This is a genomic window from Paenibacillus silvae, from assembly GCF_014639235.1.
In the GTDB taxonomy this organism is placed as follows: domain Bacteria; phylum Bacillota; class Bacilli; order Paenibacillales; family Paenibacillaceae; genus Paenibacillus; species Paenibacillus silvae.
Map to the genome: position 1 here is coordinate 184317 of NZ_BMFU01000007.1, position 26034 is coordinate 210350.

General features: G+C 49.1%; 25 protein-coding genes and 1 riboswitch. Of the genes, 1 reads left to right on the plus strand and 24 read right to left on the minus strand.

What is annotated here, in order from left to right:
• Positions 1 to 39: 39 nt before the first annotated feature.
• The 10 genes from IEW26_RS21475 to IEW26_RS21520 all read right to left on the minus strand — a co-directional run bounded on the left by IEW26_RS21475 (position 40) and on the right by IEW26_RS21520 (position 8992).
• Positions 40 to 420, minus strand: a complete 381-nt coding sequence (locus tag IEW26_RS21475; protein WP_145404430.1) for an ATP synthase subunit I — start codon at positions 418 to 420, stop codon at positions 40 to 42.
• Positions 413 to 667, minus strand: coding sequence for an AtpZ/AtpI family protein (locus tag IEW26_RS21480; RefSeq protein WP_110895634.1), 255 nt, complete (start codon positions 665 to 667; stop codon positions 413 to 415). Before IEW26_RS21480 ends, IEW26_RS21475 begins: the two co-directional genes overlap by 8 nt.
• Before the next feature lie 186 nt (positions 668 to 853).
• Complete coding sequence (wecB, locus tag IEW26_RS21485) at positions 854 to 2011, minus strand: non-hydrolyzing UDP-N-acetylglucosamine 2-epimerase (RefSeq protein ID WP_188593822.1); 1158 nt, start codon at positions 2009 to 2011, stop codon at positions 854 to 856.
• Positions 2012 to 2049: 38 nt separating this feature from the next.
• Entirely contained in the window at positions 2050 to 2679 is a 630-nt protein-coding gene (gene upp / locus IEW26_RS21490) for a uracil phosphoribosyltransferase (protein ID WP_017691929.1), read from the minus strand.
• 449 nt (positions 2680 to 3128) lie between these two features.
• Positions 3129 to 4376 (minus strand): serine hydroxymethyltransferase, encoded by a 1248-nt coding sequence (glyA, locus tag IEW26_RS21495; protein WP_111269067.1) that lies wholly within the window; start codon positions 4374 to 4376, stop codon positions 3129 to 3131.
• A gap of 218 nt (positions 4377 to 4594) precedes the next feature.
• Positions 4595 to 5188, minus strand: coding sequence for a TIGR01440 family protein (locus IEW26_RS21500; RefSeq protein ID WP_188593823.1), 594 nt, complete (start codon positions 5186 to 5188; stop codon positions 4595 to 4597).
• 225 nt (positions 5189 to 5413) lie between these two features.
• Positions 5414 to 5495, minus strand: a riboswitch (ZMP/ZTP riboswitch).
• A 96-nt stretch (positions 5496 to 5591) separates the two neighbouring features.
• Positions 5592 to 6164, minus strand: coding sequence for a low molecular weight protein arginine phosphatase (locus IEW26_RS21505; protein WP_145404433.1), 573 nt, complete (start codon positions 6162 to 6164; stop codon positions 5592 to 5594).
• 64 nt (positions 6165 to 6228) lie between these two features.
• On the minus strand, positions 6229 to 6789 hold the full coding sequence (locus tag IEW26_RS21510) for a manganese efflux pump MntP (RefSeq protein ID WP_110895643.1): 561 nt from the start codon (positions 6787 to 6789) through the stop codon (positions 6229 to 6231).
• Positions 6790 to 7007: 218 nt separating this feature from the next.
• Positions 7008 to 7322: a hypothetical protein gene (locus tag IEW26_RS21515; RefSeq protein ID WP_188593824.1), complete on the minus strand. Its 315-nt coding sequence runs from the start codon at positions 7320 to 7322 to the stop codon at positions 7008 to 7010.
• A gap of 410 nt (positions 7323 to 7732) precedes the next feature.
• Positions 7733 to 8992: an L-threonylcarbamoyladenylate synthase gene (locus tag IEW26_RS21520; RefSeq protein ID WP_229729965.1), complete on the minus strand. Its 1260-nt coding sequence runs from the start codon at positions 8990 to 8992 to the stop codon at positions 7733 to 7735.
• Here IEW26_RS21520 and IEW26_RS30795 point away from each other — a divergent pair.
• Positions 8955 to 9188, plus strand: a complete 234-nt coding sequence (locus IEW26_RS30795) for a hypothetical protein (protein WP_188593825.1) — start codon at positions 8955 to 8957, stop codon at positions 9186 to 9188. The two genes, IEW26_RS21520 and IEW26_RS30795, sit on opposite strands and share 38 nt — an antisense overlap.
• Positions 9189 to 9207: 19 nt before the next feature.
• On the opposite strand, the gene spoIIR is transcribed toward IEW26_RS30795, so the two are convergent.
• From spoIIR to IEW26_RS21600, 14 genes are all read right to left on the minus strand, one after another.
• The gene (gene spoIIR, locus IEW26_RS21530; protein ID WP_188593826.1) at positions 9208 to 9867 is read right to left on the minus strand and encodes a stage II sporulation protein R; all 660 of its coding nucleotides are present in this window, start codon (positions 9865 to 9867) and stop codon (positions 9208 to 9210) included.
• A 267-nt stretch (positions 9868 to 10134) separates the two neighbouring features.
• Entirely contained in the window at positions 10135 to 11367 is a 1233-nt protein-coding gene (locus tag IEW26_RS21535; protein WP_188593827.1) for an FtsW/RodA/SpoVE family cell cycle protein, read from the minus strand.
• A gap of 271 nt (positions 11368 to 11638) precedes the next feature.
• A complete protein-coding gene (locus IEW26_RS21540; RefSeq protein ID WP_111269059.1) occupies positions 11639 to 12868 on the minus strand; it encodes an FtsW/RodA/SpoVE family cell cycle protein in 1230 nt (409 codons plus the stop codon).
• 85 nt (positions 12869 to 12953) lie between these two features.
• Complete coding sequence (prmC, locus tag IEW26_RS21545) at positions 12954 to 13844, minus strand: peptide chain release factor N(5)-glutamine methyltransferase (RefSeq protein WP_188593892.1); 891 nt, start codon at positions 13842 to 13844, stop codon at positions 12954 to 12956.
• Between the two features lie 24 nt (positions 13845 to 13868).
• Positions 13869 to 14936 carry a peptide chain release factor 1 gene (gene prfA, locus IEW26_RS21550; protein ID WP_111269058.1) on the minus strand — a complete coding sequence of 356 codons (1068 nt, stop codon included), beginning with the start codon at positions 14934 to 14936 and terminating at the stop codon, positions 13869 to 13871.
• Positions 14937 to 15296: 360 nt separating this feature from the next.
• On the minus strand, positions 15297 to 15905 hold the full coding sequence (locus IEW26_RS21555; RefSeq protein WP_268237068.1) for an SUKH-4 family immunity protein: 609 nt from the start codon (positions 15903 to 15905) through the stop codon (positions 15297 to 15299).
• 322 nt (positions 15906 to 16227) lie between these two features.
• Positions 16228 to 17328: a redox-regulated ATPase YchF gene (gene ychF / locus IEW26_RS21560; protein ID WP_111269052.1), complete on the minus strand. Its 1101-nt coding sequence runs from the start codon at positions 17326 to 17328 to the stop codon at positions 16228 to 16230.
• Positions 17329 to 17568: 240 nt separating this feature from the next.
• Entirely contained in the window at positions 17569 to 18045 is a 477-nt protein-coding gene (locus IEW26_RS21570; RefSeq protein ID WP_188593830.1) for a GNAT family N-acetyltransferase, read from the minus strand.
• Positions 18046 to 18251: 206 nt separating this feature from the next.
• Entirely contained in the window at positions 18252 to 18422 is a 171-nt protein-coding gene (locus IEW26_RS21575) for an aspartyl-phosphate phosphatase Spo0E family protein (protein ID WP_188593831.1), read from the minus strand.
• A 470-nt stretch (positions 18423 to 18892) separates the two neighbouring features.
• Positions 18893 to 19030 (minus strand): hypothetical protein, encoded by a 138-nt coding sequence (locus IEW26_RS21580; protein WP_188593832.1) that lies wholly within the window; start codon positions 19028 to 19030, stop codon positions 18893 to 18895.
• Between the two features lie 2 nt (positions 19031 to 19032).
• Positions 19033 to 20385 (minus strand): transcriptional regulator, encoded by a 1353-nt coding sequence (locus tag IEW26_RS21585; RefSeq protein ID WP_229729966.1) that lies wholly within the window; start codon positions 20383 to 20385, stop codon positions 19033 to 19035.
• Between the two features lie 1357 nt (positions 20386 to 21742).
• Positions 21743 to 22810 (minus strand): type 2 isopentenyl-diphosphate Delta-isomerase, encoded by a 1068-nt coding sequence (gene fni / locus IEW26_RS21590; RefSeq protein ID WP_188593834.1) that lies wholly within the window; start codon positions 22808 to 22810, stop codon positions 21743 to 21745.
• 476 nt (positions 22811 to 23286) lie between these two features.
• On the minus strand, positions 23287 to 24807 hold the full coding sequence (locus IEW26_RS21595) for a phytoene desaturase family protein (protein WP_188593893.1): 1521 nt from the start codon (positions 24805 to 24807) through the stop codon (positions 23287 to 23289).
• Positions 24808 to 24872: 65 nt separating this feature from the next.
• On the minus strand, positions 24873 to 26033 hold the full coding sequence (locus IEW26_RS21600; RefSeq protein ID WP_229729967.1) for a glycosyltransferase family 2 protein: 1161 nt from the start codon (positions 26031 to 26033) through the stop codon (positions 24873 to 24875).
• Between the last annotated feature and the right edge of the window lies 1 nt (position 26034).

Below are 26034 nucleotides of genomic sequence, written 5' to 3' on the forward strand. Positions count from 1 at the left end.
TTTTCTCACCCCTTTCTCGCGCGCGATACGGTTCAAATCCTAAACTTCTGTGTTACGGGATAATATAATCCCTATAAAAAGGAGGGAAAATTGTGCAAGAAACAGGCCGCCTACAACCGCATATGTATTGAAGTACTGCGGAAATTGCATCGCCAGAAAAACACCGAGCACTGCAAGCGCTGCTCTTGTCAAAAAACCCAGATTCACCCTTTTCAAATTACCTCCGACCGCATCATCTGCCATAATTCTCACTTTACGTCCCAGATACGAGGCATTAATCCAGCTGATTACAGCACCTAATGCAATTCCAACCCCGATGGTCTGTATAGCGGGAAACAACGCAGCAATCAGAAAACAGATCATGAGGATGGTCAAAATACAAACGGTCATCCATCTGCGATATCTGGCTAGTTCACTCATCACTTTCCCCCATGAATTTTTTAGCAATAAAGTAAATGCTTACTCCACCTGCTGCGAGAAAAAAGAGAACGCTTACGGCGATCCATATTCCGCTTCCTCCGATGGTCTTGTCCAACCACGAGCCTGCGTAATATCCGGCAACAGCGAGCAAAGCAATCTCGATTCCAAAAGCTGTAACGAGCCCCATTGCTTTCCATACCTTATCATCATGGTTACGGGATGAATTTGGTTTGTTCGAATCGGCCATTTTCCACGCCACCCTTGCAATCCCAGTTAATTTTACTGAATGATGAGAGTCTTTGTCAATTGATTGATTTTAGCGTTTTAAAGGGGCAAACGCCGGGTTTATGGACGTTCAAAGCCCATAAACCCGCGTAAACCGTACAGTTTAACTGTATGCTATCCCCTCTATAAATCCAACAGAAAATGTGAATTATTTTTTGAACTTTCTGTGAAATGATTCCGGACGCTCACTATTTACGCCGAAATGGTGCAAAATCGCATTGACAATTCTTTCCGATGCATGTCCATCACCGTATGGGTTGGCGGCCTGGCTCATGCTTGCATATAACGTTTCATCTGTAAGCAGAGCTTTGGTCCGTTCATATACACGCTCCTCGTCGGTCCCTACCAATTCCAGGGTGCCGGCTTCAATGCCTTCCGGGCGTTCTGTTGTATCACGCAATACAAGGACAGGCACACCAAACGAAGGCGCTTCTTCCTGCAAACCGCCTGAATCAGTCAGGATCAAGTGTGTGTGCGGGTAAAAGTTGTGCAAATCCACTACGTCTAGCGGATCGATTAACTGTATACGGGGATGATTCCCCAAAATCGCGTGAGCCGGCTCCTTCACAGCAGGACTAGGATGCACCGGGTACACGATGGCAATATCCTCGAATTCGTCAGCAATACGTTTGACGGCTTGGAAAATGTTGCGGTGAGGCTCGCCCTGAGATTCACGGCGATGAGCAGTCATCAACACCAGGCGTTTGCCTTGTGCCCAATCTAGTACCGGGTGCTTGTAATCCTCCCGTACTGTATATTGAAACACATCTGTTACGGTGTTGCCTGTGACGTAGGTACTAGACTCCGGTTTATTTTCCCTGGCAAGGTTGGAGGCAGACCAATCCGTTGGTGCAAAATGTAAATCTGCCAGAACGCCCGTCAATTGGCGGTTCATCTCCTCCGGATACGGCGACAGCTTGTTCCAAGTCCGCAGTCCGGCTTCCACATGTCCTACCTGAATCTGTTGCAGGAACGCTGCATAGCTGGCTACAAATGTCGTAAGTGTATCACCGTGAACAAGTACAATATCCGGCTTCGCTTCGCGTAAAACCGGCTCCAGGCCGCCAAGGACGCGAATGGTGATCTCGTTCAGTGTCTGACGATCCTTCATGACATCCAGATCATAATCGGGATGAATGTCGAAAACTTCAAGAACCTGATCCAGCATCTGACGGTGCTGCGCAGTTACGCAAACAATCGACTCTATCGACTCGGGATGTTTCTGCAATTCGAGAATCAGCGGAGCCATCTTGATAGCTTCCGGGCGCACCCCGAAAATGGTCATGACTTTAATTTTTTTGGACATTCAAGCAAAGCCCCTTTTCTCATCAGCATGTAATATGCTTATTTGGTTCCGTACAGACGGTCTCCTGCATCGCCCAATCCTGGCACGATATATCCATGGTCATCCAAACGGTCATCCAGTGCTGCCACATAGATATCTACATCCGGGTGAGCATCCTGTACCGCCTTGACACCTTCCGGTGCTGCTACGAGATTCATCATCTTGATCTGAGTGCAGCCGCGTTTTTTGAGCACATCAATGGCTGCGATTGCCGATCCGCCTGTAGCGAGCATCGGGTCAATCACAATCAGCTGACGCTCCGTCACGTCTGTAGGCAGCTTGGTGTAATATTCAACCGGCTGCAGGGTTTCCGGGTCACGGAACAAGCCGACATGTCCAACTTTTGCCGCTGGCAGAAGCTTCACCACACCGTCCAGCATACCGAGTCCTGCACGCAGAATAGGCACCAGTCCAAGCATACGGCCAGAGATGACTTTCCCTTGTGTTGCGGCTACAGGTGTCTGCACGTCAATCGTTTCCAGTTCCACATCTCTTGTAATTTCATAAGCCATCAGCGTGGCTACTTCATCAACCAGTTCACGGAAATCTTTCGTATTCGTACGCATGTCGCGTATAAACGTCAGTTTGTGTTGAATCAGGGGGTGATCACATATTACTAATTTTCCCATTCCTTTGTCCCTCCGGTAATTTCTTCATGTGTTAAGCATTTCCAAATATACCTTGCCGTCATTCACAGGCCCGATAAATCCTGTATATTATATCATCACCCACACCGAATTACACCATCAAAGGGCACCTAATCATTACAGAAAAGCAAATCCTACAAAAACAGGACCGGAAAATGATCCATCCGGTCCTGTTTACTCGTGCTGTTGTGTCACTTGAGAGGTGAAAATGCATGTGAACACTATGGATGCTCCGCAAACCGAATGACCTTCCGATCGCTGTTATCCCCAGAATTCTCTGATCCACTAATTAAATGGTGAAATTCCGGTGATAAAGGCGAGCGCTTCGCTTCTTCAGTTTCTTTCGGTTTGCTCCGTCTGCGTGTTCACAAATTAAACATCTCAAATACAAACAGCACGAGCAATGTTTTTTAGCAGTTGAAGTAACAGTACTAGTATTTAAGGTCAGTGTAGAGCGGGTATTGGTCAGTCAGGGCAGTAACTTCTGCACGTGCCTGATCAAGCGTTGCTGTGTCTTTTGGATTTTTGAGCGTTTTGGCAATGATTTTACCGATGGATACCATCGCCTTCTCATCCATACCGCGGGATGTTGCGGCAGGTGTACCGATACGGATACCGCTGGTGATGAAAGGACTTGTCGGATCAAACGGAATCGCGTTTTTGTTTACGGTAATGCCGATGGAATCGAGCACATGCTCAGCTTCCTTACCCGTGATGTTCACGCTGCGTGTATCGATCAGCATCAAGTGGTTGTCTGTACCGCCGGATACGATGTTCAATCCTTCAGCGATCAATGTTTCCGCCAAAACTTGTGCGTTTTTCACCACGTTTTGTGCATACGTTTTAAACGAAGGCTGCAACGCTTCACCAAATGCTACAGCTTTTGAAGCGATCACGTGCATCAACGGTCCACCTTGGGAGCCCGGGAATACCGCTTTATCAATGGCAGCTGCCCAGGATTTGCGGCACAGGATCATACCGCCACGTGGTCCGCGCAGCGTTTTGTGTGTTGTTGTTGTTACAAAGTGTGCATGCGGAACCGGGTTAGGATGCAATCCAGCTGCAACGAGTCCTGCGATATGCGCCATATCTACCATGAACAGAGCGCCAACATCATTGGCGATGGAAGCCAGCTTTTCAAAATCAATGGTACGCGGATATGCACTTGCACCCGCTACGATCAGACGAGGGCGATGTTTGAAGGCTGCTTTGCGAACTTCATCATAATCAATGAGGAATGTATCTTCCTGTACGCCGTAAGCAACGAAGTTGTACAGCAAGCCGGAAGCGTTAACCGGACTACCATGCGTCAAGTGACCGCCATGCGCCAGGTTCATACCCAGTACCGTGTCACCAGGCTTCAATGCTGCCAGATATACTGCCATGTTCGCTTGCGCACCGGAATGCGGCTGCACGTTGGCATGCTCTGCACCGAACAGCTCTTTCGCACGGTCACGTGCGATATCTTCAACAACATCCACATGCTCACAGCCACCATAGTAACGTTTGCCAGGATATCCTTCAGCGTATTTGTTAGTCAGAACGGAGCCCAGTGCTTCAATTACCGCTTCACTTACGATGTTCTCGGATGCAATCAGCTCGATGTTGTTCTGTTGACGCTTCAATTCAAGATTCATCGCTTCCAGTACTGCAGGGTCATTCTTGCGCAATTGTTCCATGTTTAAATTCCTCCTAAATTATAATGAAGTTATAAAGCGAGCTTTCAGGTTACACGCCTGACTTCGATTGCATCACCATCTTACGATCACTGTTATCCCCGGATTTCTTTGAACCCCTTTTGACAAAGGGGAAATCCGGTGATAAACGTGAACGCTACGCTTCTCCAGATTGGTGTTGCACTCTCCGTTTACGTGTAAACATCTTTTCGCTTTATACGTTAGTCACAGAAAGTAGCATCTGGTTGCTCTTCCATTCGGTATACCGCACGCTCTCCGCCAATCAGCTTCGGACGTGTAAGTGCTGTTGTGACACGCGCCTCACCGATGTATCGAAGTGTTGTACGAAAAGGAACGGCAACATGGCGAAGATGCATGCCAATCATCGTTTCCCCGATATCCAGACCCGCATGAGCCTGAATATGTTCAGCAAGACACGGTTCGGACAATGAACGGTAGGCCGCAGAAGCCATCGATCCGCCAGCCGTAGGCACAGGTACAGCCCCGACTTCCGTTAGTCCAAGCCGATTCAGCAGCGCACGTTCCATTACCAATGCACGGTTCAGGTGTTCGCAGCACTGAAATACGGTGTCGAAACCAAACTCCGTCTGCACCTCGCGAACACCTGCAAGCAGCTGCTGCGCGACATCCACCGCACCGCTGGTGCCGATGCGTTTGCCTGCTACTTCACTTGTGCTTGTGCCAATCACAACGATGTGACCTGGGCCAAGCTTCCCGGCAATTGCCAGTTCACGCAGGATCGATGCGGTTTGCTGCTGCAATCCGGGTTGTTCTGAATCCAATTCAATCGTCATCCCATCGCCTCCCGATAAAATCATGCCCGCTACCTATATAAGTTGAACTAAAGATTTTACACAGTCCACTCCAATGACAAAATAACCTTAACGTGTAAATGAAGAGTTCAGCTTATATAGTAATTGTTTGCTCTACATATGCGCTGCATGGCATTTCAGGTCTATTATAGCGAAAAATCAGATGAAAGACGAAAAAAAGAGCAGTCTGCGGGTAACGCAGAATTGCTCTTTTGCCCAGGCGACCGGCCGTTTGTTTCGGTGCTCCATTGTGGTTGTGCCCACTTCGTCGCCAGTTACACCGAATCCCTGTTTTCCCCTTCATCATAAATCAACGCCACTCTAAAATCAACGATTAATTTACATTCCATGTTCTGTTTCTCTATCGTTCCTCTGTCTGCCTGATTTATTCAAGCTTATCCAGCAGCTTGGATAACGCTGTACGAATCTCTGCCGCCGTAATATTGTAATCGTCCCGACTGCCGCCAAACGGGTCCGAGATGTCAAAGCTCGGGATGCGCTGCCGAATCTCGATTGCACGCTCCCGCTCGGATGCCAGAATTTCCTGTCCCAGTGCCCGCTTCATCTCCAGTGTGGCAAACAGGCTGTCCAATTCCTCCAGGTCATGAAGCACCTGCTCGTCATTTTCGACATACTCCTTCAGCGTATAGGTCTTCTGAACGGAATCGGGAAACACCTGCATGACATGCTGCTTGTGACTCCGGGTTAATGTCAGCACAAGGTCCGCCCACTCGATCAGCTCTGCACTGAGCTGGGTAGATTGTGACGGCCCCTCTGCCTGATGGTCTTTCAAAACCGCTTCAGCATGGCGAGATATCGGCATGCCTGTGGATGCCGCCACACCTGCGGAACGAACATTGACCTGAATGCCGCGTTCGGCCGCAAGTTTACGCAAAAGCCCTTCTGCCATGGGGCTGCGGCACGTGTTACCTGTACATACAAACAAAATATGTTTCATTGTGATAGCCTCCCCATATGATCCAGATGTGATATGCCTATCTTATCGTTCAACCGTTTTATTTTTAAAATATAAACAAAAGTCCAAAGGCAAGCAAGATGGCCCCGCCTACAGCCTCACCGTAATCGCCCAGATTCTGACTTACCCGACGTCCCAGCAGCAGACCCATGATCGACATCAAGCCGCCGCAGAAGCCAAAGGCCAGAATGGTCAGGACCAGATCACTGCTGAACATGCCCAGCGAGACACCAACGGAGAATGAATCCACACTGACACTGAGCGAAAACAAAATAATGCCCAGCATGGACCGATGATCCACCAGCTTGGTCTCCCCTTCGCGAAACGCATTCAGAATCATGTGACCGCCGAGCAGCACCAGCAGACCTCCTGCCGCATAGTTCGTAATATCACCTAGCAAGGAGCTGACATACTTGCCCATGTACATACCAGCCAGCGGCATGATGACATGAAACAGTGCGGTAACGGTGCTGATCTTCAATACATCTCGCAGCCGTATGCCCTTCATGCCAATTCCGATACCCAGCGAGAACGCATCCAGTCCAAGCGCAACCGCCATAATCAGAATGGTTACCAACTGCCCCACATGAGCAGACACATCCCACATTTTCATTCCCCCAAGTCGCATAAAGGTTCTTGTACACGATATGCGGACAAGGACCTAAACATGACCTTTGCGGGGAAACGAAGACAACGGAGAATCCATACGGCCGCTCAGATGAGAAAAATTATTTATCCCACTGTGTAGGCAGTTTTTCATTGGTCTCTTCGAAATCTTCAAAACCGTTAAAATGCTCCAAAGCAGCATGGTAACTATTTATATTTTCAAAGGTAATCTTCCAGATTGTCACTCATCCAATAAAAATCGTTCAGATTTATGGCATGTGTTTTTTTAGCAATCTCCCATGAATCATACGTGGATAACCCAAGAGATTCTAATATTTGATTCGCCCCTTGACGTTCCTTTGGAAAAACACGATCACTCAGCCACAGCCTAATATCTTCCTCATTTGGGGAGGTGTCTTTATTAATATAAAATTGGCCAGAGTTATTACGCTTTAGCTTATACAACCCAAATGGATATCCTGCATCTCCTAATTTAGCAGCTTCAGCTGTCGTTGTGTATTTCTTTCCTTTCATTGAAAATCCCCCGATGACCACTGTCTTGTACTAAGAAAATAAACGTTGGACATGATTATATGTCCTGACAACAAACTGTCTAATGGGATCAGCGCGTTATGAATAATATAATAAAATATAAACACCCATGGCTAGTGCAAGTGCACCACCCTTTACTTGGAGTGCTAACGATCAGGAAAAGCCTTATTCCGGCAATTTTTGGCTTTGAAAAATGCTAACGATTCCCAGAGACGCTATTCTGCTGAAATCAGCTTGATGAGGCTCATTTTTCAAGATGTTGAATGAAATAAGCTTCCTGGAGATCGTTAGATTTCAAATATCCCCGAATCGGGACAAATAAGCTCGCTGGGGATCGTTAGCTTTCCATCTTCTAATTGAGCAGCCAGAAGTGCCAGGGGTGAAGCGGCGGCTCAATCAACCTGGATGAGTTGGTTGCCCGCCGCCTTGAGCAGCCGATTCATGACGGCTGCTCCCAGCCCCTCGCGTGAGCAGGCTTCCGCCACAATATATGTGGCGCCCTGCTCATCGCAGCTGCGCAGCGCGGCGTACAGCCTGCGCGCAGCCTCCTGCAGCTCGCTGGTGCTGCCCAGCGAGAACACGGCATCGGCGCGGTACTGCTCCGCGTGCTCGGCGAACGCCAGCACCGCGGTGCGCTCTCCGCGCTGCGCCGCCTCTGCGAGGGCGGCGCGAGTCCAGGCCGCCACCGCTGCGGGCGGCCCCTCCACCACGCACAGCGCCCCTGCGGGTGCGTAGTGCGTGTACTTCATGCCCGGCGAGCGCGGCGCCGGGCTGTGGCTGTCGCCAGCGGACCCCTCGGCGAGAAGCGCCGGGTCCGTGGCGACACGGGCGGCCACGGCGGACAGCTGTTCCGCCGTGATGCCGCCAGGGCGCAGGATGGTGACGGTCCCGTCGTCACCGGCCTGCACCACAGTGGACTCGACGCCCACCCCGGTGGGGCCGCCGTCCACGATGCCGCCGATGCGGCCATCCAGATCCTCCCGCACATGTGCGGCGAGGGTCGGGCTGGGCCGCCCGGAGCGGTTGGCGCTTGGCGCAGCCACAGGGCAGGCCGCCGCCGCGATCAGTGGCAGAGCCACCGGGTGGTCCGGCATGCGCACGGCCACCGTATCCAGCCCGGCGGTCACCCGCGGGGATACCGCCCCCGGCCTAACCGGCAGCACCAGCGTCAGCGGACCCGGCCAGAAGGCTGCCATCAGCGCTTCCGCTGTCTCATTCACCTCCGTGACCAGTTCATGCAGCTGGTCACGGTGTGCGATATGCACGATCAGCGGATTATCGGACGGCCGTCCTTTGGCGGCAAATACCGCCTCCACCGCTTCCGTGCTGCGCGCATCCGCGCCGAGACCGTAAACCGTCTCGGTCGGGAAGGCTACCGTCTCGCCTTGACGAAGGCAGGCCGCGGCTGCCTGCAAGTCCACAAGCGCCGTCTCACGATCGGCGCTTCCCTTTTTCACATCAGCAATCGGGGAATGCTCTTGTTCTTGTACTACGTCTTGCTCTATGTCTTCCTGGCCCTGCGAGCGCAACAACGCTCTGACATCCCAATAGGCTGTGCGTTGTTTACCCTCATTCGGAGCTGACCCCACATGGCTATGTCTGTCTTCTAACGAGGTGCGTTCAAATTCACTATTCTCATGCTCTCGGTTCATCTATATCATCATCCCTAAACGTCAAGTAGGTTCATTTTCAGTACATATCATTATATCATATCTCCAGCATTTCAGGTTTGGCCTGGTCATGATGCGCCTCTCCCAAACAAACATGAATCAAAAAAAGAAGCCCCCGCACACTGCTGCAAAGCTTCTCCCTTTATTCCGCCTAACACCCTATTTCATGCCCACATAAAAGTATACTATTGACCTTGTTATGAGAACAATCCTGTTACCCAATCCCACAATTTCACAGCCACATCCCAGAGGAAAAATCTCGCTTCAGGCGTCTCCCCCTGCACGGATGCCTTCACCTCTACCGAATCCGCTGCTGCGGCAGAGACTGTGGACGGCTTCGCCAGCGCATCTCCTGTGCTTGCATCAATGAAGCACAGCGGCGGGAACAATACACACCACCAGTTCTGCCCCTTGCCTTCTCCCAGCGTAATGCGCACCGCTTCATAGTCACCCGCAGGGTACACTGTACCCCCATACAGCTTCGTTGGAAAAGGAACCTTACCCAGCTCCACCTGATAATCATAGGTCAGGCCGCGTTGTTTTAATTCTTCTCCCACCCGATTCTCGATCTCGGACAGATGCTCGCGGATCACATGACGTGCCTGCTCCAGGCTTTGCGGGTCATCCAGCTCTCCAACCCATTCTCCCATCTGCGCAACGACAGCATCCCGAATCTCACGTTTCACAAGCTGGTCTCCGGTCGCATCGGAATTCGCCAGAATCCGCAAACGGATCGACTGCTCCGGAATCGCCGCAGCGGCTACAGCCGCATCTGTTTTCTGACCTTCCCACATCATAATGACCATCATAAGACATACAATAATAAGTCCGATTTGCTTCACAATTGGTCTACTCATTCCGTTCTCCCCCTCGGCTCGGTATCCTATCACGGTGCCAACTCTCTCATGTCTATCAGTATGCCCGGTAGAGAAGGAAGTAAACCTGATATACGCACAAATCTATTAAAATTTCATAGAATGTGTCACACCTCAACAACTCGTATAACGAATATCCAAAGAGGCTGTTACACGTTCGCTTCCGAACCTGCCAGCCTCCTTGCTATCCTATCTCAGCTGCGTGTGTGACTAAAAGCCGAAATACTCCAGAATACGTCTATGAATCGTCTAAGATACATCATGACTTTTTCCTTTGCCCTGTGTTACAAGACTCCAGATTCGCTGCATCAGCGATGGTCCTTGTTCCTCCGGCAGCAGTTCATCCTCATCCTCGTCTCCATACAGCTTAATGCTCATCACCAGTCCAATACAGGCCATATTAATCAGCAAAGAAGTCCCCCCGTAACTGATAAAGGGCAGGGTAATGCCAGTTAGCGGCATCAGGCCAAGGAACGCGCCTACATTTTCGAACACCTGATAAAGTAGCATGCCGATAATGCCCACAATGATAATGGGCCCCGCACGATCCTTGCACCCTAGCGCAATCAGCACCATCCGATGGATGAGGATAAAGTACAGCAGAATCAGCAGCGAAGCGCCTACAAAACCGAATTCTTCCGCAATCACCACAAAGATCGAATCTGAATAGGTATACGGCACACGCCCGCTTTGAACAGAGGTTCCTTCCAGAAAACCTTTGCCCGTGATCCCGCCTGATCCGATCGCAAGCCCTGCGTTTTTCGTATGCCACATCGCTTTGGCTGTCGCCTTTTCGGGAACAAGCCACGGATCAATGCGCTCGGCCCAGTGCTCTCTTTTTATTTTTTCCAAAAAGGTAAATACTTCTTCATGGTAGAACGTATAGGATTTGATAAAACCGATTAAAACCGCACCTATTATCGTCACCCCGATGATCGCATGTTTTAGCTTGATGTTCCCGATCCACAAGACAGCCACCAGGATAACCACATACCCCAGTGCATTCCCCAGGTCATTCTGTGCCATGACGAGCGCGAACGGAACAAACGTCCAGCACCCGATCGGCACCACATCCCGCCAAAACCCCAACTCCCCCCGTTTTCGCTTCACGATGAGGTGGGCGAGAAACAGAATTAGAATCATTTTGAACAGCTCGGCCGGTTGAAAAGAAATGCTCTCGCTGATCTTCAGCCAGCCATTTGCGTTATTCACCTTACTTCCCAGCACATTCGCAAGGAAGAGGAAAAGGATGCCTATCCCGTACAGAAGCAATGCATATTTCACGTATAACTTGTAATTGATTAATCCAATGCCGATGACAGCAATAAATCCAGCGATATAGAAATATATCGTTTTCACATGATGGCTATCCAGCTTGGGATCAAAACGTGTTCCGCTGTATACTGCCACCACACTCATAATCATCAGCAACAACAGTACAAACAGAATGACACCATCCAGCTTTTTTACCGTTTTCCACATGATGCTTGAATATCCCCCTAATCCCGCTTTCCATTTTCCAATATAGATCAATATTACCATTGTATCTAATTGAAAGCATGAATGGAAATCCGGGTGAGGGAGGGTGATGAGGATTAAATAAAAATAAAAACCTTGGAGACTCTCTCCAGCAAAGGCAGGAAGGAGCGGTTCCAAGGTTACTATGGATTATTTATTTTACGAACGATTTTTCAGTGATAACTTACGGACATGCCTTACTGTAAATTCAAATGCCGAATGCCAGCCTTCATATTCACTGTTCCGTCTGTTCTTGCTGAGCAGGCTTGCGTCTGAAGAGCTTCATTACGAGTTCCGTAATACTCGGCTGTTCTGCCGATCCCAGAATGTCCTCGTTCTCCTCCGTATGCACCTTGATGCTCATCGCAATACCCATACTGATCATGTTGATCATGATCGAGGTTCCTCCCGAGCTGATAAACGGCAGTGTAATACCTGTCAGCGGCATCAGACCGATGAATGGACCGATGTTTACGAAGATCTGATACAGCAGCATCGCAATGACCCCGACAATCAGATAAGGTCCTGCGCGATCCTTACACTCCAGTGCAATCAGAACCATCCTGTGGATCAGAATGAAATACAGCAGCAGCAGCACCGAGGCCCCGATAAAACCAAACTCTTCTCCAATCTGCACAAAGATCGAGTCCGCATAAGCAAGTGGTACACGGTTCGATTGAATCGTTGTGCCTTCCATATATCCTTTACCTGTGATGCCACCCGAGCCGATCGCAAGCTTGGCATTATACGTCTGCCACAATACGTCTCTCGACGTCTGATCAGGCACCAGCCATGGGTCGAACCGATCCGCCCAGTGCGAACGACCAATGTCTTTCAGAAATTTCACAATTTCATCATGATAGTGAATATACGCCTGAATCCCGCCGACAAAAGCCACGACCGCAATAATAAAGCCGATAAAAGCATGCATAAACTTGATATTGCCAATCCACAGCAGCCCGATGAGGATAATAACATAACTCAAGGCGTTCCCTAGGTCGTTTTGCAGCAGTACAAGCAGCAGCGGCGGCAACACGCAAAGCGAAACCGGAATCACATCACGCCCGAAATACAGCGGCCGATTTTTCTTCCGCGCCAGTAAAGCGGATAAAAAAACGATAAGGCACAGCTTGAATAACTCGGCAGGCTGCAAGCTTACCCCCATGATGGATAGCCAGCCCTTAGCGCCATAATACTCTTTACCAAAAAACATGACAAAGACAAGCAACAGCATGCCTACGCCGTAAATATACAAATAGTTTTTCAGAATAAACTTGTAGTTGACCATGGATAGTGCGAAAAACACGATAAAACCTAAAATATAATAAAGTACCGCACTTTGTGTAAGCCCCCCCAGCTTGGGACGGCCAAACGTTGTGCTATGAATGGACAAAATACTGATGACCATCAGGATCAAAAGTATAAAAACGATGGAGTAGTCGATCTTTTTGAATTTGTGCAGCATGTAATTATGTTCCCCCAAGCATTCAGAAAATCTTCGGCATACCCCATTGTAGAGGATTTCACGGCAAAAAGAAAACTTACGCGCCTTACATTTTTGTCATCTGTTCTGAAAGTCGAACACCCAGAACATGCCGCTCAATTCCGGCAAGATCGGGAACGATTATAATCTCCGGCCAGCGCCCCGCCGATTCCAGCAGCGCCGCCACGTCCCGAGCCTGGCCCATGCCCAGCTCGAAACCAATCACCTGCGGCGGCGCAGGCAGCAGCCGCAGCTGCTCCAGCATGATGCGGTACGGGGCGAGCCCGTCCGGACCGCCATCCAGTGCGAGGCGCGGCTCATGATCGCGCACCTCCTGCTGCAGCCCGGCGATATCGCCCGCCGGGATGTAGGGCGGGTTGGACACCAGGATGTCCAACCGCTCCCCGGCGAACGGGGCCAACAGATCGCCTTCGCGGAAGTCGATCTGTACGCCGTTCGCGGCCGCGTTGCGCGCGGCCACCTGCAGGGCATCCGCCGAGAGGTCCCCGGCGGCCACCTGCCACTGCGGGCGAAGCGAAGCCATCGTTACCGCGATGGCGCCGCTGCCCGTGCCAATATCGACGGCGCGCACCGCTTCGCCGCCGCTGGCAAACACGCGGTCGGCTGCGCGCAGCACAGCTTCGACCAGCAGCTCGGTCTCCGGCCGCGGAATCAGCACGGCCGGCGTGACCTCGAACGGCAGCCCGTAAAATTCCTGGCTGCCGATAATGTACTGCGCCGGCTCACCCGCAGCCTTGCGCGTGACGGCGTCTTCCCAGCGGCTGCGCAGCTCGCCGGGGAACGGCTCCGGCTGCATCATGTAGTACCGGGCGCCATAGACGCCCAGTACGTGCTCCAGCAGCAGCCGGGCATTGTTGTGCGGCTCGTACACGCCGCACTTCTCCAAAAAAGAGGAAGCCTCAACAAAGGCTTCCCGGCAACTCTGCTCCGGCGTCATCACAAACTGCGCGCGCGTCACAGATTATTCTCCTCTTTCCATCATTTCTGCCTGCTGTGCAATCGTCAGTGCAGACAGAATTTCTTCAATCTCCCCGTTCATCACCTGATCCAGCTTGTGCATGGTCAGACCGATGCGGTGATCGGTAACACGGCTTTGCGGGAAGTTGTACGTACGAATCCGCTCACTGCGGTCCCCTGTGCCCACTTTGCTTTTACGTTCTACCGAGATTTTCGCTTCTTCTTCCATACGTTTCATATCAAAGATACGTGTGCGCAGCACTTGCAGCGCTTTTTCCTTGTTGGAGTTCTGCGATTTTCCATCCTGACATGTCGCTACGATACCTGTTGGCACGTGAGTTACCCGCACCGCCGATTTCGTTGTATTAACCGATTGACCGCCCGCACCACTGGAGCAGAACGTATCTACACGAATGTCTTTATCATGAATTTCGATATCAAAATCTTCCGCTTCCGGCATAACCGCAACCGTTGAAGTCGACGTGTGAATCCGTCCGCCGGATTCTGTCGTTGGAATACGCTGCACACGATGTGCACCGCTCTCGTATTTCATTTTGCTGTACGCGCCGCGACCGTTGATCATGAACACAACCTCTTTGAACCCGCCGAGATCGTTCGTATTCACATCCATCAGCTCAACCTTCCAGCCTTGTGCATCCGCATAACGTGTGTACATGCGGTACAAATCAGCCGCAAACAATGCCGCCTCATCTCCGCCAGCCGCACCGCGAATCTCCACAATGACGTTTTTGTCATCATTCGGGTCCTTCGGCAGCATAAGCACACGAATCAGTTCATCCAGCTCTTTCTGGCGAGCAGACAGCTCTTCGATCTCCATCTTGACCATCTCGCGCATCTCGTCATCCAGCTTCTCATTTTGCATTTCCTTCGCCGCTTCCAGATCTTCGCTCACCTGTTTGTACTCATTGTAAGCATCATAGGTCGGCTGAAGATCGGATTGCTCCTTGGAATATTCACGCAGCTTTTTGTTATCACTCGCTACATCCGGGTCACACAAAAGCTCGCTCAGCTTGTCATAACGATCGGCTAACGCCTGCAATTTATCCAACATGTATAGTCACCTCACGTTTTATTTTGTCCATGCACATGTGCATTTCCCTACCGTTCCATTTGCATTTCTATACTTCATTCTTTTCGTACTACATATATCTATAATTCCAAATTCCACAAACCACAGGATTCTCACCAAATCCCCTGACCGCAGCATGTCATTCCAATTTCGTGTTATATGATCGACGTATAACCTCGCTACAACGTCATCAAATCCTTTACTTTTAAAGTGATATAAATAAATCGTCTACCTCCTGAAGCTCCCCGTCCCATCTCAACGATTAGAACGAACAGTTTATCATGGGTATACGACTCTTTATTATAGCATATTCTTATGCTCCTGAACAGCAAGAGTTCACAGCTAGAGCAGGTCATCCTCCAACTGTTCCAGTACAACACTCCACCATGTTTCCTCATCAAGCATACTTACAGGGTCTTTTTCAGTACAAAATAAACGGAGCTGCTTCACCGCTTCATCTTTTTTGAGCTGCTCATTTACCTGGAAACGAGGTTTAATCTCTCCACGTCGAAATGCTTCCAGCTTCGCTCGCGCTTGCTCCAGCGTCATGACACTCGGCTCATCAGGTATGGAATGCTGCTTCACGATGGCCGTGTACCTGCTCAGAAACGTCAGAAACAGGTGCAGGCTGCTGTTCATTACTGCATACTCTTCCGTCTGTACATCTACTCTGTACAGTAAGCCCGTTCCCGATTCCAGTCCGAGCGCAGCCGTATTCTCATCCCACTCATATCCGATGGGCAGCAGCGTTTTGGAATCATCCGATGTCCGTATCAGCTCGCAATCCTGCACAGAATTAAACCTAATCCCAAGTACAGGTTCACCATCCAAGGTGAACTGTGGCAAGCCGGACCTAATCAATAGCTCCTGCGCTTCTTCGGGCAACCCGGCCTTCTCTACAAGCACAGAATCATATCGAACCAATCGGGACGTATTCTCCACTCTTGCCACCTCCTCCGAAGATACTTCTTTCTTTTATTATATCCATCACGGGTAAACAATCCAGTGGAAACGCAAACATATGGGCATAAATATAACCCCTTGCTACAGAATAAAATCCCAAACAAAAACAGCACTATTCTCTGTACCAGAGAGCAGTGCCGTTCTTTACTTTAACCCATACCCGTTTCGAAAAATAATCCCGCTCGAAGCTCCATTATCCCTTTTTAGATCGTGATCTAATCTGGTAATCGGAAGCTTTCAGCTTGTAATTATGTCTCCGTTAACCCGGCGGATTGCATCTTGAAATTTAGACTATAAGTTGAACTTTAGATTACACGTTGAAACGGAAGTGCATAACGTCGCCGTCATTCACCACGTACTCTTTACCTTCGAGACGCAGTTGACCGCGTTCTTTGGCGCCGTTCATGGAGCCTGCTGCAACCAGATCGTCATAGGAAACCACCTCTGCACGGATGAAACCGCGCTCGAAGTCTGTGTGAATGACACCCGCTGCGCCTGGTGCTTTTGTTCCTTTACGGATGGTCCATGCACGAACCTCTTGTACACCTGCTGTAAAGTACGTGTACAGGCCAAGCAGCTTGTAAGCCGCTTTGATGAGCAGGTTCAGACCGGATTCCTGAATACCCAGCTCTTCCAGGAACATTTGTTTATCTTCGCCTTCCAGCTCGGAGATTTCTTCCTCAACCTTCGCGCTGATTGGCACCACTTCTGCATTTTCAGCAGCAGCGAACTCTCTTACTTTTTGCACATATGCATTGTTCGCTACATCACCGATTTCGTCCTCAGCCACGTTGGCAGCATACAGAACCGGCTTCAGCGTAAGCAGGTGCAGATCACGTACGATCAGGCGCTCTTCATCCGACAGCTCCATGCTGCGTGCAGGCATATCTTCATAAAGAACCGCTTTGACTTTCTCCAATACTTCAACTTCTTGAGCAGCCGTTTTGTTGCCGCCCTTCATGTTTTTCTTGGAGCGTTCGATTTTTTTCTCCACACTCTCGATATCAGCCAGAATCAGCTCCAGGTTAATCGTCTGGATGTCACTGATCGGATCGATTTTGCCATCGACGTGGGTGATGTTCTCATCTACGAAGCAGCGTACCACGTGTACAATCGCATCCACTTCACGGATGTGGGCAAGGAACTTGTTGCCCAGACCTTCACCTTTGGAAGCTCCACGCACCAGACCTGCGATATCTACGAATTCAAATGCAGTTGGCACTGTTTTTTTCGGTTCAACCAGTTCTGTCAATTTGTCCAAACGCTCGTCCGGTACTTCGACGATCCCCACGTTCGGGTCAATCGTACAAAACGGATAGTTCGCGGACTCGGCACCTGCTTGTGTAATTGCATTAAACAATGTAGATTTACCAACGTTCGGCAGACCTACGATCCCAGCTTTCAAAGCCATGTATATGACAACTCCTCATTCATTACTTGTTCGGTATGGATAATCCTAACCATTATATATGACAAACCCCAAGGCATCAAGGAACTTCGCCGATTCATCGGCAGTCATTCTGATCTGTAGATCTCCGGTTCCCGCGTCCATGTGAGTATCCCCATCGGGCCATAATGTTTTAAGTCGCTCAATCGGCCTGAATGCATGATCCATTTTTATATAGGATTTACAGGATTAAAGCTTAGCGTTTCAGCCCCTGTTCTCGATCTCTTTATACATCGTCAAATCCGTCACTTCATAGCCCATTTTGCGATACAGGCTGCTTGCCCGCACATTATGTCCAAACACATGCAGACCAATGCGGTCCACCCCAAGACGACGCGCTGTACGTTCAAGTGCTTCCATTGCCTCAGTGCCGTACCCTTTGCCGCGATGTGCTTCTTCCACCACAATATCCAGCAAAAAGGCTTCTTTCCCGCGACGATTTTCCGTAACATTAAACCAGATGTACCCGACAATGCCGTCCACCGGATGCACCAGATTGTACACGTATGCCCCTGGCGTCTCCAAACCTTCTGGCAGATAACGCTCATAAGATTCCTCTGCCCGTTCTTGTGCCTCCTCTGGCGCCCACGTGCCTGCTTCTACCTTTTCCTCTGCAAAATCTGCAATCGAACGACTGTGAAAACTCGCAAATTGCTCCCCGTTCATTGGCAACAGTTCCATGCTGTATTCCTCCTCATCTGGGTGTGATCACTTAGGTGTGATAGGTATGTATAATTAGACAGCTAATTGATCCTGGTCTATTGTACCCTAATTGTACTGTATCCTGTGATGATGTAAGTTAGGCACTTCTCTTTTTTCCATGTCTACTTATGTTAAAATATAAGGGCGAGCGACCGGCCAAAGTTTCTCGCCCAGAGGTCGATGGGTTATTCCATCGGCTTTACCCTTGTAACATGATTATACCGATTAATCAGCTCGTCCAGCACCATGGACTGGTGGATGACCTTAGGGTGAAGAAGGTCGCCGTACTCCGTTTTTAATCGATGGAGTTTCACTCTTGCTTCTTCAATTCGCAGTTTGAGTTCGTCACGATCCATAACATCCCTCCCTGCTGTACCATTTTAGAACACCCTGCTAATTAGCAGAAATTCAAATAAACTCCAACAGCTAACATTTCACTTTTGAAATCATATGAACGTTCTAAACTGTGAATGCAACACAAATAACCCCCTTCGCAGTAGAGAAGTTACTTCTACTCAGGGAGCTACTCAGAAGATTTATAACTCAAGATACTTGCAAACTAACCTCCAAGACCATGACTATTTGTTGTCATTCGGGTATCTGGTTGATTTTCAGTACCTTCTTTTACTGGAGTTGGAACAGTTAGTATAATAACCACACTACATATTGCTATAAGAGAAACTAATTTTTTTTATCATTGAGATTTTGCACCTCACTAATTAGATGTTGATACTGCATTATTAGGGAATCAGATGCATACCTTCGGTTTTTTTCAAATACCTCGGAACATCTAACATCATTCTCAAAATTAGTATTAGGAAAATATTTAACTTCCCATGCCATGACCATTGGTTGTTATAATCACAGGAGGTTGGTTCTCAATAGGAACAATTGGAGGTACAGGAACGATCCCCCCTAAGACAACACTACATAAAAGAATAAAAGGTACCAGCTTTGTCTTCATTATCAGACCTCCTGAATTAATTGACTATATCGCAGTTTAACTTCTTCAAGTGCATAGTCCCTGAATTTCTCAAACTCCTTTATACAATCCAAAATCCCATCTTTATTTCTGATTCTGATTGCAAAATCCAACCCATTTAGAATTGCCTTATAACCTCTATTATACCTTTCCCGCATTAAATAGTATTTTCCTAGATTGATAAGCAAAGCTCCATACTGATCATTCGTATATTGCTCACTGATTTTTCCTATACGGCTATTTTGTTCTTGATCTATTATATAAGGCTCATACTCATTAAGAACAAGATCAATGTTAATATCAAAACGATTTGCTGCAGTTACTATTGCGCATAGTGCAGGGAAAATTTCACTCTCTCTTTTGGATATATAATTTAAATAATATTGTATTACCTCTGTCTTACCAGACATCAATTCGTACAGATAACGATTACCCTCTGCCCATTCCGCGAATTGATGGATGACAACATTCTCCTCTTCTGTAGGATTAGTTACCCAAGTAGCATCGGCATAGGAATCAACAAACTGGAGTGCTTCTCCGTATTCTTCATAAAAATAACAAACTTCTCCTAAAGCCAAGTCTGCATAAAACACATAAAATAGCACCTGTTTTTTTGATGTATGTTCTACAACTTTTGCTTTCTTATTAAGTTCATACTGTATCATTGCTTTTAATTTTAATTGCTCAGCAAACGTCCTAACCTTATCCCATAGGCGCAAGGATGCATAGACATTAATCAGGTCATTTAATCCATCAAGCTGATAAGGCTCGTCTAAACGATCCACAAAAAATTCAAACTGTGTGGCAAGTGCTAGGTTACTCATCTGATCTTTTGAAAGTCCGATCGTAAACAACCGATACTGACTTAGCGCCAACCGTTCCGAATGCTGCATCTTTTCACTCTCAGCTACGCAACGATAGAGAGGTCTAGCTGCTATCAGCCTCCCTTCATGATATAACTGCTCTGCCAATTCAAATAAAAGAGGGGCATAAGACAGATTATCCATAATCAGGTTAACAGCTTCTTCCATATATTCAACCTTGTCAAGTTCCGCACAACGATATAAAAACGGCCTTAATCTTCGCCAATCCGGGCCTGAATGCACAAAACACTCTTGTATGTATAAGTCGTAAAAATAACCTTCCTCTAGCCCCATGCCTTTCGTAATCCGATCTAGTTGCTGCATACCAATGGGGCGGCTCCCATTCAACGTCCCGCTTAACGTACCAGAATTAACACCTGAAATTTCTGAAAATTGATTAAGAGTCATATGGTTTGTTTTCAAAAAAATTTCTAAATGTTCACGTATTGTGGCATTTGAGTTCAACGGGAACACCACCTTCCAATCAAAAATTAAGCAATGGTCAATAAAATCATACTATAAAATTATGTCAATTAGCAATATTTTACTTGTAATTTTTTTACTATTTATAAATATATACTACTGATCAATCTTCAGGTTCATATCGATCCGTTCTGGAGTCCACAATAGGATATCCGTAAGAAATGACAATCCGTCCATTCCACTCAATTTATTCACGATTGATTCAATCAAAAAAGACTTGACTTAGATACTCTAAATAATATTGTAATACGTTACGATCAATGTCAGGAAATGATTACTCTATTACAGATGTGCTTGTGTACAAACCAGAAGCTAAATAAGCTGATTGCACATGTAACAACGAACATGAAAAGTACTCTTTTAAACATAAAAAACACTCAAACCCATCTGAATAGATCAAAGATGGGATTGGGTGTTTTTATCAATTCCACAATACGGAGACAAAAGTATGGAGAATGCTCTGTAGATCTAATCAATACAATCCACACACTCCATACAGAGCGCGACATAAACTACAGACACTTGTTAACCTTGCCAATAGTATTTCAATCCACGCACTCCATACAGAGCGCGACTTTCTTAGGCTCTTTCTCCTTGCGGTTGTGGTGGGCATTTCAATCCACGCACTCCATACAGAGCGCGACATTCTTAGATTGGATTAATGCTTGTGGTGTATCCATATTTCAATCCACGCACTCCATACAGAGCGCGACAGCGAAAACAGACGTAGTAAAGTTGTAAAATCTAATTCGCATGACGTATCTTCTTAATATTATACCAGGCTACTTCGTCGATGGCTTCAGAAATACCCAGTATAATCATAAACCATTGCCAAAAGGTCACAAAAACATCAAATTACAGGTGCGAATCTCCCGGGGAAATCATGTGAGCTTGGGGTTCGCACCACGGAATCCCCTTCTCTAGCACATTCCAATCCTATATTAAACGATCAACGAGTGCCAGATGGACTCCTTAATCTCTAACGATTCCCAAAGACGCTATTTAGCACATTTGAGTCACTTTGAAATTCTAACGATCTCCAGAAGCCTTATTTACTCCAAACACCCCGATTTCAACCGAAATTTCTGCGTTTTTGCCAAAATAGCGCTTCTGTGAATCGTTAGATTTTTAAAAGCCGTTTTAAGGGTGAAATAAGGTTATCTGGAATCGTTAGCGCTTTGGTTGTATGACCCAACCTTTATTTCTCCACTCCGGCTCCTCAACGTCCACAAAATCCCGCTTCTATTATGCTTCGGCAGGCCAGCTGCGCGGCGCCCTACCCCAGTCATCTTCATGCCCCAATCGGCAAGGCGACACCATCACAATACCTCATCTAACTAAACCAATGCTACCGTCGCTCCACCAGACGTTCTGTCTGCTTCACATCTGCAATGCTGCCTGCACCGATGCCAAACATAACCGTGCGCAGCTCGAATTCGACCTGCTCCAGCCGCTCGGATAGTGCTTCGTCGGAGGTGACGGCGGATTCGAGCAGCGAGCGGCCGAAGCCGGCGAGGTCGGCACCCAGAGCGAGCGCTTTGGCGGCGTCCACGCCCGTGTGCAGTCCACCGCTGCCGATCAGCGCCCCATCTGGATTAAGCGCGCGCACGTCCTGAATGCACTCGGCTGTGGGAATGCCCCAGTCGGCAAAGGCTTCCGCTGCCGCCCGGCGTACCGGGTTATTGTTTCGGTACTTCTCAACCTGTACCCAGCTTGTCCCACCCGCGCCAGCCACATCGATGAATGCCACGCCCGCTTCGTACAGGCGCTGTGCCGTCACACCATCGATGCCAAAGCCAACCTCCTTGACGCCAACGGGCACTTCCAGTTCACGGCACAGGCTCTCGATCCGCTGGTACAGACCGCTGAAGTTGGTATTGCCTTCCGGCTGGAACACCTCCTGCAGCGTGTTCAGATGCAGCACGAGCAGATCCGCGCCAGCGATCTCCACGGCACGCTGGAAATCAGCTGTGCTGAAGCCATAGTTCAGCTGAACCGCGCCCAGGTTCGCGATGACCGGGATGTCCGGTGCCCAGCGGCGGACATCGAATGTGCTCGCGAGCTCCGGCTGCTCCACGGCAGCCCGGATCGAGCCTACCCCGAGCGCCCAGCCTCTGGCGTTCGCTACTCGTGCCAGGCGCTCATTGATAGCGCCAGTGGTTTGGCTTCCACCCGTCATCGAGCTGATGAGCAGGGGTGTACGCATTTTTTTGCCAAGGAACGAAGTGTCCAGACACACCTCTTCAAAGTCCAGCTCTGGCAGCGGGTGATGCCGAAATGCAAACTTCTCCAGCCCGTTCGTTATGCCTTCTCCTGCCACATTCTGCTCCAGACAGAGGCGCACGTGCTCCAGCTTCCGTTCTCCCGTTGCCACTTCGGGCAGCAGCCGTTTGCCGGCTCGTTCTTGTTCATTCATGATGTGACCTCCTATGTGAGTATGATGTGTAATTGGCAGGAATGAAAGCAATTTTTGTTTCATATTTCAAGTTTCGTGCTTCACGTTTCATGTTGTTCCATGCTTCATCTTTTCCTGCTGCCTGCCTTACGGATACCTGCTCCGTACTCTTGTTTCTATGTAAACAACTCTATCCAGTATACCGTTCCTGTTCACCTAATGAAAGGATGCTCCAAAACCCCGCGATCTCATCAATGACCTTAATTGGAGTCTCGGAGCAGCAGATTACTTCACTTATTGGAATCTCGAAGCACACTGGTCTACCTTACTGGACTCCTAGGCACTCTGCTTAACCAGATTGGACCCCTGAGTTGCCCCGCAATGCCATACAACAATTACAGCATCCTGATCTGCCTCATGGAGTCCCGGAGCACCCATTTCTTACGGCATCTACTCTACCTGTAACTGCGCATGCGCATGCACCTGCCCGTCTGCTCTTACCTGCCCATCTCCGCTGCAAGCTGCTCACCCACAAGCTGACCGGATAACGTAACAATCGGGGTTCCGCCGCCAGGGTGGGTTGTGCCGCCAACGTACCAGAGTCCCTGAACATCGCTGCTCTGATTGCCCGGACGCATAAAAGTCTGCTTCATTGAATTGGATGAAATCCCGTAGATGGAGCCTTGATGAGCTAATGTATCACGTGCGATCTGCTGCGGTGTATATCGGATCAACACATCTGATTGCTTCAGCCCGCCAATGCCGCGTGACTCCAGCTGCTCCAGCACAAACTCGCCGTAACACTTCTGCTGCTCCTCCCATTTCCAGGCGTTCGAGAGATATGGCGCATTCACAAGAATGAACAGATTGCTCGCTCCCGCAGGAGCCATGCCTGATTCAGAATATCCAGAGTAACAGATATATATCGTTGGATCGGCCGGCATCATGCGGTCACGAAAAATATGCTCGAACTCCGGCTCATACCGCTCCGGGAAAAAGACGGTATGATGCAGCAGCTGACCGTATTGTCTGCGCACTCCGGCAAGGGTAACAAAACCGGAGATGGAAGGCTCATACTTTGCAATGCGGGCATCATTCATACGTTTCCGATGCTCGGGTGCGAGCAGCAGCCGGTTCACACTAAGCACATCACCGTTGGCCACAATTCGGTCAGCCTCCATCAATCCCCGATCCGTATCCACGCCAACGACCTTTCCGTTCCGAACGACAATCTGGTGCACCTCTATACCCGTCATAATCTGCACACCCTTCTCCCTTGCAAGACGGGTCATGCCTTCGATAAGCTGATACGTTCCGCCTTTTACCCCGTAGATGCCTACTTCTGCTTCAACATGACCCATCATTGCAAAAATGGAGGGCGACAGATACGGCGATGATCCTACATATGTGGCATACCGCCCAAACATCGCAAGGGTATGCGGATGGCTGAAATACCTGCGCAGCAGCGTATCCAGCTTGACCGCAGGGCGCACCCGGAGCAGACTGCGCAGCATTTGCAGATTGTATTTGTCGGACGGTTTCAGCAGCAGCTTACCAAGAAAATGGCGATTCGCCTCCATATACAATGACGCAGATTCATCCATAAACGCATCGTAACGCATGGCATCCTGCGGACTGTATGCAGCGATCTGCTCCTTCATCCAGCCACGATCTCTCGACAGATCAACAACCGTGCCGTCTGCAAACACATTCCTTGTCCGCGGCTCCAGCTCATACAGCTGCACGTAATCCTCAATCCGCACGCCAGCCTGATCAAACACCGAGCGAAATGCATCCGGCATCGTAATCGTGCTTGGGCCCCGGTCAAAGTGATACCCGTTCTGCTCGATTTGCTGCAGCTTGCCACCCACATGCTCCTGCCGTTCCAGCATCGTTACACGCAAACCAGCCGAAGCAAGACGGATCGCACAGGACAGGCCTCCGAAGCCTGCACCGATAATAATGACGTCCTGTTTTGAGTTCCCAACTGATGCCGCCTCTCGGTGCCCGTTATGCATTTCTACTCCCGATCCTTCATCTCTCGCATTTGCATTTCCATTCTCGTTCCCCTGTGCATTGTGCATCAGCTATACCGCCTGCCTTTCCATACGTACCCTTTACCAGATCGTCCCGCCTGCCATGAGGCCAGACCGATGGCAATGACACAAGCCATGCTGATCGGTTGAAAAAGTGCGAGCCACCACGGCTGACCTCCGATATGATCGGATACTCGTTTTACAGCCATGCCAAGCAACGTGCCTATAAATCCGTACAGAATGGATGTCTCGTTCCCCGTAAGCAGTCCTATAACCAGCCCTAGCGGCGGCACAATGTACATCATAAAATACATAAACATCGTACCAATTAACAGTGCATCTCTCCGGCCCATGCCTTCGTACATGTTTTTTTTATACCCGTTCCATACCTCTTCACCGTTCTGATACATACGTGTACTCGTTACATCATGCACATCCGCGAGCAACACGGGATGCCCGGCACGTTTGACTGCTTTGGCAAGACTCATGTCGTCCACCAGATGTGCCTGAATGGCAGCATGACCGCCGGATGCTTCATAACTTGTGCGATGAATAAGCAAAAAAGCCCCCGTAGCGGCAACAAACATCGGACTGGCTGACCTGCGTATCATGAAAATAGGCAAATGACTGATGATCGTAAACATCATCATTGGCACGACCAGCTTTTCCATCCAGGTTCTTGCCACCTGATAGGGGAATCCCGTAACCAGACCGCCGCCCTGGGCACACCCGGCCGCCACCATCTGCCTGATTGCATCCGGCTTCACACGAACATCGGCATCGACAAACATAAACCATTCCCCCTGCGCCTCCTGAACCAGACGATGACAGGCATGGGATTTGCCCATCCACCCTGCAGGAAGGTCGGTCCCGTGCAGCAATCGCACACGCGAATCCCGATCAGCAATCGCCTGAACGAGTGAAGCAGTCTCATCTTCAGAGCGGTCGTCGAGCACCAATACTTCCATGCGAAATCCCTTCGTATGACTGGCAAGCACACTTTCTAGACATTCTTCAATATGTAAGCGTTCATTCCTTGCAGGAATCAGAACGGAGACCAGCAGATCGGGCGGCTGTATGCTGCCTCTTTGGAAAGAACGTATTTTGGGCAGACAGGCGGCATTCCATATTGCAAACAACAATTGCACGAGCAGCAATCCGACCAGACACATCCACAGAATTTCAGCTGTACCCACACCTTCATTCATA